Below are 15,775 nucleotides of genomic sequence, written 5' to 3' on the forward strand. Positions count from 1 at the left end.
GGTATGGGTCCTTCGACAGGCTCAGGCGCCCGGGGGAGCGCGTCACGGGGACAGGGATGTGACCGTATGCGGCGCGTGGGGGGTGATCACTCAGGGAACCCGAAGTAGGCTGGAACTCATGCGGCGCGGGACTTTCCGAGACGACACGGTGGACTATGCGGCCGTGGGTGCGACCCACGCGCCCGATCTGATGCAGTATCCGCCGGAGCGCAGCATCCCGGCAGAGGATTCCTGGCGGATCGGCAGTGGTGCCGAACGCTTCCAGACCGCCGGCGAAGCCCTTCTCTCCTGGACGGCGCAGCGCGCCGCGGGTCTCTCCGTCGACGACCTCCGGCCTGCACCGGGACCGGCGTACGCCGGCGTGAGCTTCGACGCCGAGGGCAATCCGATCGCTCCCAGCAAGCACGACGTCGAGCCTCGCTATGACGCCGAGGGCACGCCGTTCGTCGGCGCGGGCATGACCCTCCACCTGAAGGGGCGCATCGGCGGAATGCGCGCCGATTCCGAACTCCGCGTGATCTCGGTCACCGAGGAGACCCGGCGTATCGGGTTCGTGCTCGGCACCGTCGGCGGATCCGTCGTCAGCGGCGAGGAGTCGTTCGACGTGGAATGGCGCGAGGACAACGATGAGGTGTGGTTCACCGTGCGGGCCTTCGACGCACCGAACTCCCTGCTCTACCGCACCGTCCCCGCCCTGGTGAAGCGGCGTCGGCGCGAGCTGTTCGCCCGCTACCTCCGCGCGATCTCGCCGCTCTACGCGACGCCCGTCTGATGCCGAGACACCACTGATGGCGGGACCGCTCCCGCTCGGAGATCCTGCGCCCTCCGACGGCAGGCTGCCCGACGATCTTCCGATCGACCTCGGTGTGCCGTTCTCGGCCTACCTGCACGTCCCCTTCTGCCGCGTGCGCTGCGGATACTGCGACTTCAACACGTACACGTCGAGCGAGCTGCGAGGTGCCAAGCAGGAGGACTACGCGTCCACGCTGATCGGAGAGATCGACCTCGCCCATCAGGTGCTGAGCCAAGCAGGTGCCCTGCGACCGATGGACACGGTGTTCTTCGGCGGCGGCACGCCGACGCTGCTCCCGGCGGGTGATCTGGCGCGGATGCTGGACGCCGCGGCATCCGCCTTCGGTCTGGTCGAAGGTGCCGAGGTCACGGTCGAGGCCAATCCCGACACGGTGACTCCGGACGTCGCGCGCACTCTCGCGGCCTCCGGCGTCACCCGCCTCTCGATCGGCATGCAGTCCGCGGTGCCGCACGTGCTCGCCGCGCTCGACCGCACTCATCGTCCGGAGAACGTGCGCACGGCGGTCGCCGCCGCGAAGGACGCGGGCCTCGCGGTCAGCGTCGACCTCATCTACGGCGCGCCCGGCGAGTCGCTCGCCGACTGGGAGGCGTCGATCGATGCCGCGCTCGAACTCGACTCGGACCACATCTCCGCCTACGCCCTCATCATCGAGGACGGCACGAAGCTCGCCAGGCAGATCCGGCGGGGAGAGGTTCCGACGCCCGACGACGACCTGCAGGCCGACATGTACGAGCTCGCCGATGCGCGCCTCGCCGCCGCCGGCTTCGACTGGTACGAGGTGAGCAACTGGGCGTGTGCCGCCCACGGCCGGACTGCAGAGCAGAATCGGTCTCGGCACAACCTCGCCTACTGGCGGGGGAGCGACTGGTGGGGCTTCGGGCCCGGTGCGCACAGCCATGTCGCGGGTCTCCGCTGGTGGAACGTGAAGCACCCCGCCGCCTACGCTCAGCGGCTCGCAGCATCCGAATCTCCCGCCGCCGGCACCGAGCGACCCGACGCGGATTCCCGCCTGCTGGAGCGGATCCTGCTGCTCAGCCGCATCCGGGAGGGGATCGCGATCGACGAGGTGAGCCCGGCGAACCGTACGCGGGTGGCCGGGCTCATCGCCGACGGGCTGGTCGATCCGGTCGCGGCCGTGAAGGGCCGCGTCCAGCTGACGCTCCGAGGTCGGCTCATGGCCGACGCGGTGGTGCGCGAGCTGACCGACTGACTCAGGTCGGCAGCAGGTCCAATCCGGTCGTGCGCCGTTGCGGAACCGTCGCGCTGGTCGTGTCGAACACACGGGTCCGGCGCTCCGTGCCGAGCACCGGCCACCCGGGGTCGCCGGTTTTCACGAACGCGACCCACGCCGCATGCATCTCCGCCGCGAGCTCACGTGGCGCGTCCGGGCCGGCGAGGCGCTGCGCCTCGGGGTCGTCGAGCCGGTCGAACACGAATCCGAGCTCGAGCGCGTGCGCCGCTCGGAGGTCGCGCACCGGGCTGTTCCAAGCGAACTCATACACGTACGTCGGCGCGGTCCGCTTCCGAGCGAGACGCGTCAGCGGAGCGCGCAGGAGAACGTCGGTCGCGAGCTGCCCGAAGATCTCGCCGGTCGACGCGTCGGGGAACTCCGCGCGGTACGCCTGCACGGCGGCGCGCGGGATCCGCAGGGCGAGACGGGCCGCGAGGAGCTTGAGCGCGCTGATGCCGTCGAGGGCCGCCGGCGGGAACCACAGCCGGTACTCGTCGGTGTTGCTGCCGATGAGCAGAGGGATGTCGACGTCGGGCAGCACCTCATGCGGGGAACGCGGGAGGCTCTCCGCGTCGATCGCGAACTGGAAGCCGGGTGCTCCGCCCAGCGGGGAGGATCCTGCGGCGTGCTGTCGCCTGGCCTCGAGCAGGCGGTCGGGCGAGATCTCGGCGAAGGCCCCGCGTTCCGGGCGGACACCGAGTCGCTTCGCGAGCTGCACGGAGATGCGGCCGGCCTTGTGCGCCGCCTGCGCCTCGAGCGGTCCGGATTCGATGATCGCGCGCGCGATGAGCGTCCGGGACTGCTCCTTCGCCAGGAGCCCCGCGACGATCGCCCCTCCCGCCGATTCGCCCATCACCGTGATCTGCCCCGGGTCGCCGCCGAACGCCTCGACCTCGCGGTGGACCCAGGCGAGGGCGGCCGCGGCATCCTCCAGACCGAGGTTGCGGGGAGCGCCGTCGAGCACCGAGAAGCCCTCGGACCCCAACCGGTAGTTGATCGACACGAACACGATCCCGGCGCGTGCGAAGGGCATGCCGTCGTACAGCCCGAGCGCCGCCGTGCCGCGTTCGAGCGCGCCGCCGTGGATCCACAGCAGTACCGGCGCGGCGGCGGCATCCTGCGGCGCCCACACGTTCGCGGTGAGGATGTCGTCGCCCTCGATGCGGACGCTGCCGAGGAGTTCGCCGATCGGACCGGGGTACGGCAGCTGCGGTGCGGTGGGGCCGAACTCGGTGGCGTCTCGCACCCCGTCCCACGACGTCGCGGGCTGCGGGGCGCGGAAACGGTTCGCACCGAACGGTGCGGCGGCGTAGGGGATGCCGAGGAAGCGGCGGATGCCGGTCTCGAGAGTTCCGCGGACGGTGCCGCCGGAGAGGGTCGCGGTCGGCGGCGTCGTCGTCATGAGCGCCATCTTAGGGGTGGCCTTTCGGGGCTTACTCGGCTGCGCGGGGTAGGATTGGCACTCGGAACATCAGAGTGCCAGCGAGTGTCCGAGTGCCGGCGGAAGGGGAAGGTGATGGTCTCAGAGCGAGGACTCCAGGTTCTCCGTGCGATCGTGCAGGACTACGTCGAGACCCACGAACCCGTCGGAAGCCGCTCCATCGTCGATCGCTACTCGTTCGGCGTCTCCGCGGCGACCATCCGCAACGACATGGCGCTGCTCGAGGACGAAGAGCTGATCACCGCTCCGCACACCTCCTCGGGGCGGGTGCCCACCGACAAGGGGTACCGCGTCTTCGTCGACCATCTCGCGCAGCTGCGACCGCTCAGCGTCGCCCAGCGCACCGCCATCGAGTCGTTCCTGACGGGCCCCACCGACCTCGACGATCTGATGATCCGCACGGTCCGGGTGCTCACGCAGCTGACCGGGCAGGTCGCGCTCGCGCAGTACCCGTCCTTCGCTCGCGCGCACATCACGCACCTCGAGCTCGTGGCCCTCGCGCCGAATCGCGTGCTGATCGTCCTCGTCACCGACGCGGGGGGCGTCTCGCAGCGGTTGACGCCGTTGCCCGTCGACGTGGACGAGGCCGACACCGCCGTCCTGCGCGCGCGGCTCTCGGCCCTGATCACGGGGCAGGCGGTGAGCGATGCGGCCGAGCGGCTGCAGAACCTCGTCGCCGCCGAGGACCAGACGAAGGACGTCGCGCTGCGCACGCTCGCCGCCGTCGTCATCGAGGAGCTGGGGGAGTTCCGTCAGGAGCGTCTGGTCATGGCGGGAGCCGCGACGCTCGCGCGGCGGGAGCAGGACTTCCGCGGCAGCATCCATCCGATCCTCGAGGCGATCGAGGAGCAGGTCACGCTGCTGCGGCTGATGGGCGAGATGGTGACCGACGAGCAGGGGCTCGGCGCGAGCATCGGCACCGAGAACGAGCCGTTCGGTCTCGGCGAGGCGTCGATCGTCGCCAGCAACTACGCCGCCCCCAGCGGGACGGCGAGGGTCGGTGTGATGGGGCCGACGCGCATGGACTATCCGAGCAATCTCGCGGCGGCGCGGGCGGTCGCCCGCTACCTGTCGCGGATGCTCGACGAGGACGAGGCCGGTCGCTGAGGCGACGGTCACGAGAGACACACGCAGAAAGGCGATCGTGGCGGACCACTATGAGGTTCTCGGGGTGTCCCGAGACGCTTCCACCGACGAGATCAAGAAGGCGTATCGGCGCCTGGCGCGGCAGCTGCACCCGGATGTGAACCCGGGCGACGAGGCCGCAGAGAAGTTCAAGCTCGTCACGCACGCGTACGACGTGCTCAGCGACGACGACTCGCGCCGTCGCTACGACATGGGCGGGGGCGACGGCGCAGCCGGCAACTTCGGCGGCTTCGGCGGTTTCGGGGACATCTTCGAGACGTTCTTCGGCGCGGCACAGGGTGCCGGCCGCGGCGGACGACCGCGTTCTCGTCGCGAACGGGGTCAGGACGCCCTCGTGCGCGTGACGCTCGACCTCGGCGACGTCGTCTTCGGTGCGCACCGCGACATCGAGGTCGACACGGCAGTGCTGTGCGAGACCTGTCAGGGGTCGTGCTGCCAGGAGGGCACCTCGCCCGTGACCTGCGACATCTGCGGCGGTTCGGGACACGTGCAGCGTCAGGTGCGCAGCCTTCTCGGCAACGTCGTCACCTCTCAGCCGTGCGGTACCTGCGAGGGCTACGGCACCACGATCCCGTTCCCGTGCGGCACCTGCGGCGGCCAGGGGCGCGTGCGCTCGCGCCGCACCGTGTCGCTGGACATCCCGGCGGGTGTGGAGACCGGACTCCGTCTGCAGCTCCCCGGCTCGGGCGAGGTCGGCAAGGCCGGCGGCCCCAACGGAGACCTGTACGTCGAGGTGTCCGTGAACGCGCACCAGGCCTTCAGCCGCGAGGGCGATGACCTGCTCGCGACCCTCGAGGTGTCGATGTCGGATGCGATCCTCGGCACGGAGACCTCGATCCAGGGACTGGACGGCGAGGTCGACCTCGAGATCCGTCCCGGCGTGCAGTCCGGTGACGTGCTGACGATCAAGGGTCGGGGCATCACCCCGCTCCGCGGTTCGCAGCGCGGAGACCTCCGTGTCGGCGTGCAGGTCGTGACGCCGACCAAGCTCGACTCCGCGCAGCGCGCCCTGATCGAGGACTTCGCGAAGAAGGCCAAGGCCCCCGGCCCGCAGCTCGCCCAGTTCCAGCAGGGACTCTTCTCCAAGCTCCGCGACCGGTTCCGCGGGCACTGATCGTGGCGCTGCACTTCCTCGTCGAGTCGTCGACCGACGCCCGTGTCGGAGACGTCGTGTCGCTGACCGGCGCCGAGGCGAAGCACGCGGCCGTGGTGCGCCGGCTCCGCGTCGGCGAGGCCGTCACGGTCGGCGACGGTGCCGGTGTGTGGCTCGCCGGTGTCGCGGAAGAGGTGTCGCCGTCGCTCGTCGACGTGCGCATCGAGGAGAGGATCGAGCATCCGGCACCCTCGCCGCGGATCGTCCTCGTGCAGGCCCTCGCGAAGGGCGATCGCGACGAGCTCGCCGTGCAGGCCGCCTGCGAGCTCGGCGTCGACGAGGTCCTGCCGTGGCAGGCCGGCCGCAGCGTGTCGCGCTGGGAAGGCCCCAAGGCCGCGAAGGGGCGGGAGCGCTGGGCGACCATCGTGCGGGAAGCGGCGAAACAGGCGCACCGCGCCTGGGTCCCCGAGGTCGCCGCACCGGTGACCACGAAGCAGCTCGCCGCGCGGGCGAGCACCGACCGCGTGCTGCTGCTCGATCCGACGGCATCGGTCCGGCTCTCGGCGATTCAACCGGACGGGCGCGACCTGGTACTGGTGGTCGGTCCCGAGGGCGGGATCTCCGACGAGGAGCTCGCCCTGCTGACGGATGCCGGTGCAGAGCGCGTGCTCCTCGGCGACACGGTGCTGCGCACCTCGACGGCGGGTCCTGCGGCGATCGCCCTCCTGTCGGTCGCGCTCGGGCGCTGGTGAGCCGGGACCCACGGACCGCGGTCCGTGACGGTCAGTAGACTTGACACCATGACGGAACCCTCGATCTTCACGCGCATTCTGAACGGGGAGATCCCTGCGGAGATCCTCGGTGAGACCGATCGCGTCTTCGCGCTGCGCGACATCGCGCCCCAGGCGCCCGTGCATCTTCTCGTGGTGCCGAAGTCGGCGGAGTACCGCGACGTCGCCGAGCTCGCGGCCGGAGATCCGGCTCTGCTCGCCGAGATGATCGCCTTCGCGAAGGAACTCGCGGCGACGCACACGGACGACGGCGATTTCCGCCTCGTCTTCAACACCGGCGCGAACGCCGGTCAGACGGTTTTCCACGTCCACGCACATGTGCTGGCCGGCGGACTGACGGAGAAGAGTGTCGGTGCCTGACAACCACGAACCGCAGGAACGCAGCCTCGGCGGCGTCCCGCCCGAGTCGGTCGAGAAGATCTACGCCGACGGCGTCGCGATGGTGCAGCTGCTCGGTCCGCAGGACCGGTTACTGCGCATGCTCGAGAAGGAGCACCGTGATGTGCAGGTCCTCGTGCGAGGCAACGAGATCACCCTGAGCGGCTCGCGGGAGGCCGTCGCCGGAGCCAAGAGCCTGGTCGACGAGCTGCTCGCGATGACCAGGGCGGGTCACGACCTGGCTCCGAGCGATGTCTCGAACTCGGCTCGGATGCTGAGGCAGGAGGGCGGTCCGCGTCCCAGCGAGGTGCTCGGCGAGGCGATCCTCACGACGCGGGGCAAGGTCATCCGGCCGAAGACGCTCGGGCAGAAGGAGTACGTCGACGCGATCGAGGAGAACACGATCGTGTTCGGCATCGGTCCCGCCGGAACGGGCAAGACCTATCTCGCGATGGCGAAGGCCGTCCAGGCGCTGCAGCGCAAGGAGGTCACCCGCATCATCCTGACCCGTCCTGCAGTTGAGGCGGGGGAGCGGCTCGGGTTCCTCCCCGGCACGCTCACGGACAAGATCGATCCGTACCTGCGACCGCTGTACGACGCGCTCAACGAGATGATGGACCCCGAGATCGTGCCGCGGCTGATGGCCACCGGAACCATCGAGGTCGCGCCGCTGGCATACATGCGCGGTCGCACCCTGAACGACTCGTTCGTGGTGCTCGACGAGGCGCAGAACACCACGCCGGAGCAGATGAAGATGTTCCTCACCCGCCTGGGCTTCGGCACGCGGATGGTCGTCACCGGCGACATCACCCAGGTCGACCTCCCGCAGGGCTCCTCGGGACTCCGACTCGTCACGCGCGTGCTCGACGGCATCGACGACATCCACTTCTCGCGGCTCACGAGCGCCGACGTGGTGCGTCACTCCCTCGTCGGTCGCATCGTCGACGCTTACAGCGAATACGACGAGAAGCGCACGGCGCAGCGATTCGAACGCGAGCAGGCGGCGGAGTTCGCCAATCGCGCCGAGCGCCGAGGGGCGCAGCGCCCAGGACCCCGTGACCGGATGCCGAAACGAGGCCTCTCCTGATGAAACGAGCACAGTCATGATCGAGATCAACAACGAGTCGGCGATCGACGTCGACGAGACCGTGCTCCAGCGGCTGACCGACTTCAACCTCGCACAGCTGCATGTCAGCCCCGACGCCGAGGTGGCCATCGTGCTCGTCGACGAGGGTGCCATGGAGGCGCTCCATGTGCAGTGGATGGACGAGCCGGGTCCGACCGACGTGCTGAGCTTCCCGATGGACGAGCTGCGTCCAGGGACCGAAGATCGTCCGACCGCTCCGGGGCTGCTCGGCGACATCGTGCTGTGCCCGCAGGTCGCGGAGACCCAGGCGCAGGCGGCCGGTCACACACTGATGGACGAGCTCATCCTGCTCACCACCCACGGCCTGCTCCACCTCCTGGGCTTCGACCACGCCGAGCCCGACGAGGAGCGTGAGATGTTCGGACTGCAGAAGGAGCTCATCCAAGGCTTCGCCGCGGCCGAACGCCGCCGATGACAGCGACCCTCCTGCTCATCGCCGCCGTGCTCCTGGTGGCTTTCGGTGGTCTGATGGCCGCGATCGATGCCGCCTACGGTGTCGCCTCGCGCGCGAACCTCGCCGACATGGCGACCGAAGGACGGCGGGCGAAGGCCCTCGGCCGCATCGCCGCCGACCTCGATGCGCACGTCAACGCGGTCGCGTTCATCCGCGTCCTGGCGGAGGTCACGGCTGCGGTGCTCGTGACCGTGGCATTCACGATCCTGATCGAGAACAACTGGTGGGCGATGCTCGCCGCCGCGCTGCTGATGACTGCGATCACGTTCGTCCTCGTCGGCGCCAGCCCGCGGTCGTTCGGCCGCCAGCACGCTGAGGGCATGATCCGCGGTACCGCGTCGATCGTGCGCGGGCTGCGCATCTTCCTCGGCCCTCTCGCTCAGGCGCTCGTCGTGCTCGGCAACAGGGTCACCCCGGGCACCGGGCGCAGCTCCTTCACGAGCGAGGACCAGCTGCTCAGCATGGTCGACGAGGCGGCCTCGAACGACCTCATCGAAGAGGACGACCGGGACCTCATCCACTCGGTGTTCGACTTCACCGACCAGTTCGTCCGTGCGGTGATGGTTCCGCGCACCGAGATGGTGACCGTCGACGCCACCGCGACCACTGACGAGGCCATGTCCCTGTTCTTGAACCGCGGCGTGTCGCGCATGCCGGTGGTGGACGACGACGCCGACGACGTCGTCGGGGTGCTCTACCTGAAGGATCTGGTGCAGTTCGCCTACCGCGACGACAGCGCCTGGCGCGCGGCATCCATCCGCCCCATCGCCCGCCCTGCCACGTTCGTGCCCGAGTCGATGCGCGCCGAGACGCTCCTGCAGCAGATGAAGCGCGACGCGGTGCACGTGTGCCTGGTGATCGACGAGCACGGCGGCATCTCCGGGCTCGTGACACTCGAGGACCTCATCGAGGAGCTCGTCGGAGAGATCTCCGACGAGTACGATCAGGTATCCGCGGAGTTCGTCGATCTCGGTGATGGCCGGTACCGCGTGAGCGCTCGGCTCTCGCTCGAGGACGTGGGCGATCTCTTCGGCCTCGAACTCGAGGACGAGGACGTCGACTCGATCGGCGGTCTGCTCGGAAAGGCCCTGGGCCAGGTGCCGCAGCCCGGCGCGACCGCGACGGTCTCGGGGCTCGCGCTGACCGGCGGAGCATCGCGCGGCCGCGGTCGAGGAATCGCCACGGTCTTCGTGGAACGCACGGCAACGGAGCCCGACGCTTCGCAGGACGAGGGAGAACGACACGATGACTGAGAACACCCGAAGCGGGTTCGTGACCTTCGTCGGCCGGCCGAACGTGGGCAAGTCCACGCTCACGAACGCGCTCGTCGGCGAGAAGATCGCCATCACCAGCGAGAAGCCGCAGACCACCCGCCGTGCCATCCGCGGCATCGTGAATCGCCCGGAGGGTCAGCTCGTCATCGTGGACACCCCCGGGATCCACAAGCCGCGCACCCTGCTCGGCGAGCGCCTCAACGACCTCGTCGACCAGGTGCTCGGCGACGTCGACGTGATCGGGTTCTGCGTGCCGGCGACGGAGAAGGTGGGCCCGGGCGATCGGCGCATCGCGGCCTCCCTCGACGGCTATGCGCGGGCGAAGAAGATCGCCATCGTCACGAAGACGGATGCCGCCGGCCGAGACGAGATCACCGAGAGGCTCTTGGAAGTCGATGCCCTCCGCGAGGATTGGGCTGCCGTCATCCCGCTCTCCGCGCTGACGCGGGACCAGCTCGAGGTGCTGGCCGACGAGGTGCTGAGCCTCATGCCGAAGGGCCCGGCCCTGTATCCCGAGGGCATGACCACGGACGAGTCGCAGGAGGACCGCATCGCCGAGATGATCCGCGAGGCGGCCCTCGACGGCGTGCGGGACGAGCTCCCGCACTCGATCGCGGTCGTGATCGACGACATCGCGCCCCGGGAAGGCACCGACCTCACCGACGTCCACGCGTCGATCGTCGTCGAGCGGGACAGCCAGAAGGCCATCATCATCGGGCACAAGGGCAAACGGCTCAGTGATGTGGGAGCTCGTGCGCGCAAGGGCATCGAGGAGCTCCTCGGCACGCGGGTCTTCCTGGGTCTGCACGTCAAGGTCGCCAAGGAGTGGCAGCGCGACCCGAAGCAGCTCGGCCGGCTCGGATTCTGAGATGTGTTCCGGCACCACGTCGAGGGCGGCGGGCAGACCGCCGACCCCGCAGGCATGAACGGCCGCAGCCCGGACCCGGAAGCGCTGCGGAACGAGGTCTTCACCCGCGTCTTCGACGATCATTGGGCGGCGGTGCGTCACCACATCGAGTGCGTCGTCGATGACGACGCCGAGGTGACCGAGATCGTCTCGGAGGTGTTCCTCCTCGCCTGGTCACGGCTGAAGCCTGCTCGACCGATGGGTCGGGTCTGGCTGCTGCGTGCGGCGGAGCGTCGCCTGCGCGCGCGTTCCGGGCGTGCGTTGACGCTGCTCACCGCGCTCGATGCGGTGCACGCGGGAGTCACCGGCGATCCCGCGCCTCCCGGACGAGTGGGGCAGGCCGAGGTCGTGCGGGCGGTGGGGGTCCTCACCGCCAGGGAACGGCGTATCATCATGCTCACGTACTGGGACGGACTCGCGGAGGGGGAGATCGCGGAGCTGTTGCGCGCTTCTGAGTCCAGGGTGCGGAGAACGCTTCGCCGTGCGCAGGATCGTCTGCGCACGGAGCTCGGCCTGGAGGGGGGGGACATCCGGTGATGATTGACGACACGGTTCTCGACAGGGCCTTGAGTGACGCGGATCCCGGACGCACCCCGCGCGACGCCGTTCCCGACGCGAACGCCATCGCGACCCGCGATCGGATCCTCCGATCGACGGCGGCCCCGAAGAAACGTCGTCGTGTGCGCGTTCTGGGCTGGGCGACCGGGCTCGTCGCGGTCGCGACCGCCGCGGTCGTCGCCTTCGCGCTGGTCACGCCCCAGGTCGCCGCTGTCGCGGGCACGCCGGCGCCCCTGGACTTCGAGGGCGAGGCCACGGTGGCCGACGTCGTCGAGCAGGCGCATACCGCTCTCGCCGCGTCGGCCGGTCCTTCCGCGGCGGAGCGAACGGTTCGGACAGCGTCATGGGGTTTCGCGGTCGACGTCGGCAAGAAGGAGTCGAAGGTCGTGCCGAAGCTCTCGACGCTGACGTGGGAGCCCGACGGCTCCGGGCGGATGACGATCATCGCAGGCGTCCCCTACGATCCCGCGGATGCCGTGGCCAACAGTGCCGCCGAGGTCACGAGCAGCGGCGAGGTCATCACGGACCTCATCATGGAACCCGGCGACTTCACGACGCCCTGGACGACCGTGCCGGCCGACGACGGTGAGGACATGGTCGCGATGCTCCGCGCTTTCGGCATGCCGGACGATCCCACAGCGTTCGATGTCGAGAGCGCGTTCACGTCGGTTCTCCAGCAGTGGACTCTGACGAACGCGCAGCACGCCGAGCTTCTCTCGCTCCTGGAGGAGGCCGGCGACGGTGTCGCACTCGGCACCTCCACGGATCGTCTCGGTCGGCCGGTGGCGGGCATCCGCGTGCAGTCCCCGGACGGGGCAGCGAGCGACCTCATCCTGATCTCGCGCGAGACGGGCCGGATCGTCGGTGTCGAACGCACCGTGCTGATCGCGGACGAGATCTTCGACGCGGGAGCGATCATCTCCTACGAGATGTGGGATGTCCCGGAAGGAACCATCGAATGAAGCGTGTGACCATGGCACTGCAGTGGATCGCACGGACCCCGGGCGCACCGGAGACCTGGGACTTCGTCGAGTACGAGCCGCCTGCGCCGGCCGAGGGTGAGGTCACGATCCGCGTGCGGGCCGCCGGCGTGAATCCGGCCGATGCGAAGCATGTCGCAGGCCCGCGGGCAGGGGTCGAGTTCCCGGCGGCGATCGGATACGAGGTATCCGGGGAACTCACCGCGATCGGCCCGAACACCGCGATCGGATCGGGCGCCGCATCCGTGGGCGACGAGGTCGTCGCCTTCCGCGTGCGCGGCGGATACTCGACTCAACTCACGGTGCCCGCCGAGAAGGTGTTCGCGAAGCCGACGACACTCACCCACGCCGAGGCCTCCAACCTCCTTCTCGTCGGCACGACCGCGGCCGAGATGCTCGCGGTCACCGGCGCAGCGCCGGGAGAGACGATCCTGCTGCACGGCGCTTCGGGGGCTGTCGGTGTGAGCGTGCTGCAGCAGGCGCGGCTGCGCGGTATCCGAGTGATCGGGACGGCGGGGGAGAACCGCTTCGACGAGGTGCACAGATTCGGAGGGGTGCCCGTGCGCTACGGCGACGGCCTCGCCGATCGGGTGCGCGACGCAGCCGGCGGGCCGATCGCTGCGGCGCTCGATGCCGTCGGCACGGATGAGGCCGTGGACGTCTCGCTCGATCTCGTCGCGGATCGCCGGCGCATCGTCACGATCGCCGCGTTCGGCCGCGCCGGGGCCGACGGCATCCTGGCCATCGCCGGGTCGATGCCGGCCAGTACGCGGTTCCGCGACGAGGTCCGCGCGGAACTGATCGCTCTGGCGCAGAACGGCGACCTGGTCGTGCCCGTGGCGCGAACATTCGCGCTGGACCAGGCACCCGAGGCGCATCGCCTCCTCGCGACCGGCCACCCCGGCGGCAAGCTCGCGTTGATCCCAGACGCCTGAGGCCTCTATTCGGGTTTACCGGTCAGTCGATCTCGCGGAGCGACGAGGTCACGATCACCACGTCGTCGCCGAACTCGGCATCGGCAGCATCCTGGATCGTGCCGTCGTCCCACACGACCTGCAGCCAGACGTATCCGCGGTCGGGGCCCACGGTGAGGGCGTCCTGTCCGAGGCGTGCGGAGATGTCGTCTTGGATCCGGGTGAGCTCGGCATCGTCGGTCGCGCCCTCCACACCGCCGGTCGGATCCTCCGGAGCCACCGGGTCGAACAGGGCCAGCATGATCGGCGGATCGGTGTTCGTCAGACGCTCCCCGTCATAGGTGCCGTAGACCGCATAGGCACCCCAGGTCGTCTCACCGCTGGTCTCGCTGCCGTCCACGCCGTCCCACGTCCAGTCATCGAGCGGGACGCCGGTGCACTGCGGCGGGTACGATTCCATGATCGCGCCCAGGCACAGCTGCATGTCGCCCGCGACATCCAGGACGGTGCCGACGCCGATCACGCGGCCCTCCGGCAGGCCGGGCGTGGCGTTCTCGAGGCGCTTGTCCGACGGGATCGCGGTGTTCGTCGGCGCGGGGGAGTCGCCGGCCCCGCCTGCGCAGGCGCTGAGGGCGAACACCCCGAGGACGGATGCCGCGGCGAGAGCGAGGCGACGGTGCGATGTGCTCATACTCCTCAGTGTCGCTTGCGCATCGATCGTCTCACGACCGTCGAACGGGACAGGAGCTTCCCTGCTACCATTGCCGCATGCCTTTCGGCGGTCTGCTTCTTCTTAGCTGCCGCGACGAGTCCTAAGAGCTAGGGCCTTCCTCGTCGCGGCGCTTGTGTTGGCCCGTACATCTTGACGAAGAGAAGAAGCCCATCATGCAGAACACTCAGCGCTCCTCAGCGATGCCGATCCACAAGTACCGGCCGTTCCACGAGCAGATCAACGTCCACCTGCCGGACCGCACCTGGCCCGACGCTCGCATCACCGAGGCGCCCCGCTGGTGCGCGGTCGACCTCCGTGACGGCAACCAGGCCCTGATCGACCCGATGTCGCCCGAGCGCAAGCGGGTCATGTTCGAGCTGCTCGTCAGCATGGGCTACAAGGAGATCGAGGTCGGTTTCCCGTCGGCGAGCCAGACCGACTTCGACTTCGTCCGCCAGCTCATCGAAGAGAACCTGATCCCGGACGACGTGACGATCCAGGTGCTGACGCAGGCGCGCGAGCACCTGATCGAGCGCACCTACGAGTCGATCGCCGGTGCGAAGCAGGCCATCGTGCACCTGTACAACTCGACCAGCGTGCTGCAGCGCGAGGTCGTCTTCCGCACCGACAAGCAGGGCATCATCGACATCGCGCTGGAAGGCGCACGCCTGTGCCGGAAGTTCGAGAAGACCATCCCCGACACGAAGGTCTACTACGAGTACTCGCCCGAGAGCTACACCGGCACCGAGCTCGAGTTCGCCCTCGACATCTGCAACCAGGTCATCGAGGTCTTCGAGCCGACTCCCGACCGCAAGGTGATCATCAACCTGCCCGCGACCGTCGAGATGGCCTCGCCGAACGTGTACGCCGACTCGATCGAGTGGATGAGCCGCCACCTCGCCCACCGCGAGAACATCATCCTGTCGTTGCACCCGCACAACGACCGTGGCACGGCCATCGCGGCGGCCGAGCTCGGCTACATGGCCGGGGCTGACCGCATCGAAGGCTGCCTCTTCGGCAACGGCGAGCGCACCGGCAACGTCGACATCGTCGCGCTGGGCATCAACCTCTTCACGCAGGGCATCGACCCGCAGATCGACTTCAGCGACATCGACCAGGTCAAGCGCACGGTCGAGTACTGCAACCAGCTGCCGGTGCCCGAGCGCAGCCCGTGGGCCGGAGACCTGGTCTTCACCGCCTTCAGCGGCTCGCACCAGGACGCGATCAAGAAGGGCTTCGAGGCCATGGAGGTCCGCGCCGCGGCCGAGGGCGTCACGGTCGACGACATCGAATGGGCCGTGCCGTACCTGCCCGTCGATCCGAAGGACCTGGGCCGCTCGTACGAGGCCGTCATCCGCGTCAACTCGCAGTCCGGCAAGGGCGGCGTCGCGTACCTGCTGAAGTCGGATCACGCGATCGACCTGCCGCGCAAGCTGCAGATCGAGTTCTCCGGCGTGGTTCAGGCCAAGACGGATGCCGAAGGCGGCGAGGTCACGTCCGACCAGATCTGGTCGATCTTCAACGACGAGTACCTGCCTGCCGACGACTCCGCCGCCAAGTGGGGCCGCTTCGAGCTGCTCGCGACGCAGACCCGCAGCGACATGTCGGGCGAGGTCGTGCTCGACGTCGTGCTGCGCGACGACGAGCAGCAGTTGGCCGTCGCGGGTTCCGGCAACGGACCCGTGGCCGCGTTCGTCGAGGTGCTGCGTGCGCAGGGCTTCGACATCACGGTCTACGACTACGTCGAGCACGCTCTCAGTGCGGGCGGCGACGCGCAGGCTGCGGCCTACGTCGAACTGCAGGTCGGGGACCAGCGGCTGTGGGGCGTCGGAATCGACGGCGACATCTCGACCGCATCGCTCAAGGCGATCGTGTCGGGCGTGAACCGCTCGATCCGCACGCGTCAGCAGGAGCTGGCCGCCGTCTGACCCCGTC

At 69.3% G+C, this 15,775-nt stretch carries 16 protein-coding genes; 14 read left to right on the forward strand and 2 right to left on the reverse strand.

What is annotated here, in order from left to right; all coding sequences use genetic code 11:
* The first annotated feature begins 118 nt into the window (after positions 1 to 118).
* Together ABD648_RS01180 and hemW are read left to right on the forward strand one after the other, a co-directional pair.
* On the forward strand, positions 119 to 772 hold the full coding sequence (locus ABD648_RS01180) for a DUF1990 domain-containing protein (protein ID WP_282216917.1): 654 nt from the start codon (positions 119 to 121) through the stop codon (positions 770 to 772).
* Between the two features lie 16 nt (positions 773 to 788).
* Positions 789 to 2,024, forward strand: a complete 1,236-nt coding sequence (gene hemW / locus ABD648_RS01185) for a radical SAM family heme chaperone HemW (RefSeq protein ID WP_282216918.1) — start codon at positions 789 to 791, stop codon at positions 2,022 to 2,024.
* Position 2,025: 1 nt separating this feature from the next.
* Here the strand turns inward: hemW and ABD648_RS01190 are convergent, their stop codons facing one another.
* Positions 2,026 to 3,447 (reverse strand): carboxylesterase/lipase family protein, encoded by a 1,422-nt coding sequence (locus ABD648_RS01190; protein ID WP_282216919.1) that lies wholly within the window; start codon positions 3,445 to 3,447, stop codon positions 2,026 to 2,028.
* Positions 3,448 to 3,561: 114 nt separating this feature from the next.
* On the opposite strand from ABD648_RS01190, the gene hrcA reads away from it, so the two are divergent.
* The 11 genes from hrcA (at position 3,562) to ABD648_RS01245 (ending at position 13,149) form a co-directional block, all read left to right on the forward strand.
* Positions 3,562 to 4,593 (forward strand): heat-inducible transcriptional repressor HrcA, encoded by a 1,032-nt coding sequence (gene hrcA, locus ABD648_RS01195; protein WP_282216920.1) that lies wholly within the window; start codon positions 3,562 to 3,564, stop codon positions 4,591 to 4,593.
* Between the two features lie 37 nt (positions 4,594 to 4,630).
* Positions 4,631 to 5,746: a molecular chaperone DnaJ gene (dnaJ, locus tag ABD648_RS01200; protein WP_282216921.1), complete on the forward strand. Its 1,116-nt coding sequence runs from the start codon at positions 4,631 to 4,633 to the stop codon at positions 5,744 to 5,746.
* A 2-nt stretch (positions 5,747 to 5,748) separates the two neighbouring features.
* Positions 5,749 to 6,477 (forward strand): 16S rRNA (uracil(1498)-N(3))-methyltransferase, encoded by a 729-nt coding sequence (locus tag ABD648_RS01205; RefSeq protein WP_282216922.1) that lies wholly within the window; start codon positions 5,749 to 5,751, stop codon positions 6,475 to 6,477.
* A 48-nt stretch (positions 6,478 to 6,525) separates the two neighbouring features.
* Positions 6,526 to 6,876 carry a histidine triad nucleotide-binding protein gene (locus ABD648_RS01210; RefSeq protein WP_282216923.1) on the forward strand — a complete coding sequence of 117 codons (351 nt, stop codon included), beginning with the start codon at positions 6,526 to 6,528 and terminating at the stop codon, positions 6,874 to 6,876.
* Between the two features lie 79 nt (positions 6,877 to 6,955).
* Positions 6,956 to 7,981, forward strand: coding sequence for a PhoH family protein (locus tag ABD648_RS01215; RefSeq protein WP_282217473.1), 1,026 nt, complete (start codon positions 6,956 to 6,958; stop codon positions 7,979 to 7,981).
* Between the two features lie 16 nt (positions 7,982 to 7,997).
* Positions 7,998 to 8,456 (forward strand): rRNA maturation RNase YbeY, encoded by a 459-nt coding sequence (gene ybeY, locus ABD648_RS01220; RefSeq protein ID WP_017202321.1) that lies wholly within the window; start codon positions 7,998 to 8,000, stop codon positions 8,454 to 8,456.
* On the forward strand, positions 8,453 to 9,748 hold the full coding sequence (locus tag ABD648_RS01225; protein ID WP_282216924.1) for a hemolysin family protein: 1,296 nt from the start codon (positions 8,453 to 8,455) through the stop codon (positions 9,746 to 9,748). The genes ybeY and ABD648_RS01225 overlap by 4 nt, the downstream gene beginning before the upstream one ends.
* Entirely contained in the window at positions 9,741 to 10,637 is an 897-nt protein-coding gene (gene era / locus ABD648_RS01230) for a GTPase Era (protein WP_282216925.1), read from the forward strand. The genes ABD648_RS01225 and era overlap by 8 nt, the downstream gene beginning before the upstream one ends.
* A 3-nt stretch (positions 10,638 to 10,640) precedes the next feature.
* Positions 10,641 to 11,213 (forward strand): sigma-70 family RNA polymerase sigma factor, encoded by a 573-nt coding sequence (locus tag ABD648_RS01235; RefSeq protein ID WP_282216926.1) that lies wholly within the window; start codon positions 10,641 to 10,643, stop codon positions 11,211 to 11,213.
* The gene (locus tag ABD648_RS01240; RefSeq protein WP_282216927.1) at positions 11,213 to 12,196 is read left to right on the forward strand and encodes a hypothetical protein; all 984 of its coding nucleotides are present in this window, start codon (positions 11,213 to 11,215) and stop codon (positions 12,194 to 12,196) included. Before ABD648_RS01235 ends, ABD648_RS01240 begins: the two co-directional genes overlap by 1 nt.
* Positions 12,197 to 12,207: 11 nt before the next feature.
* A complete protein-coding gene (locus tag ABD648_RS01245) occupies positions 12,208 to 13,149 on the forward strand; it encodes a quinone oxidoreductase family protein (protein WP_282216928.1) in 942 nt (313 codons plus the stop codon).
* 22 nt (positions 13,150 to 13,171) lie between these two features.
* Here the strand turns inward: ABD648_RS01245 and ABD648_RS01250 are convergent, their stop codons facing one another.
* A complete protein-coding gene (locus ABD648_RS01250; RefSeq protein ID WP_282216929.1) occupies positions 13,172 to 13,819 on the reverse strand; it encodes a hypothetical protein in 648 nt (215 codons plus the stop codon).
* 194 nt (positions 13,820 to 14,013) lie between these two features.
* Here ABD648_RS01250 and leuA point away from each other — a divergent pair, with 194 nt between their 5' ends.
* Entirely contained in the window at positions 14,014 to 15,768 is a 1,755-nt protein-coding gene (gene leuA / locus ABD648_RS01255) for a 2-isopropylmalate synthase (RefSeq protein WP_282216930.1), read from the forward strand.
* The last annotated feature ends 7 nt before the right edge of the window (positions 15,769 to 15,775 follow it).

This window comes from Microbacterium luteolum, from assembly GCF_039533965.1.
GTDB lineage: Bacteria > Actinomycetota > Actinomycetes > Actinomycetales > Microbacteriaceae > Microbacterium > Microbacterium luteolum.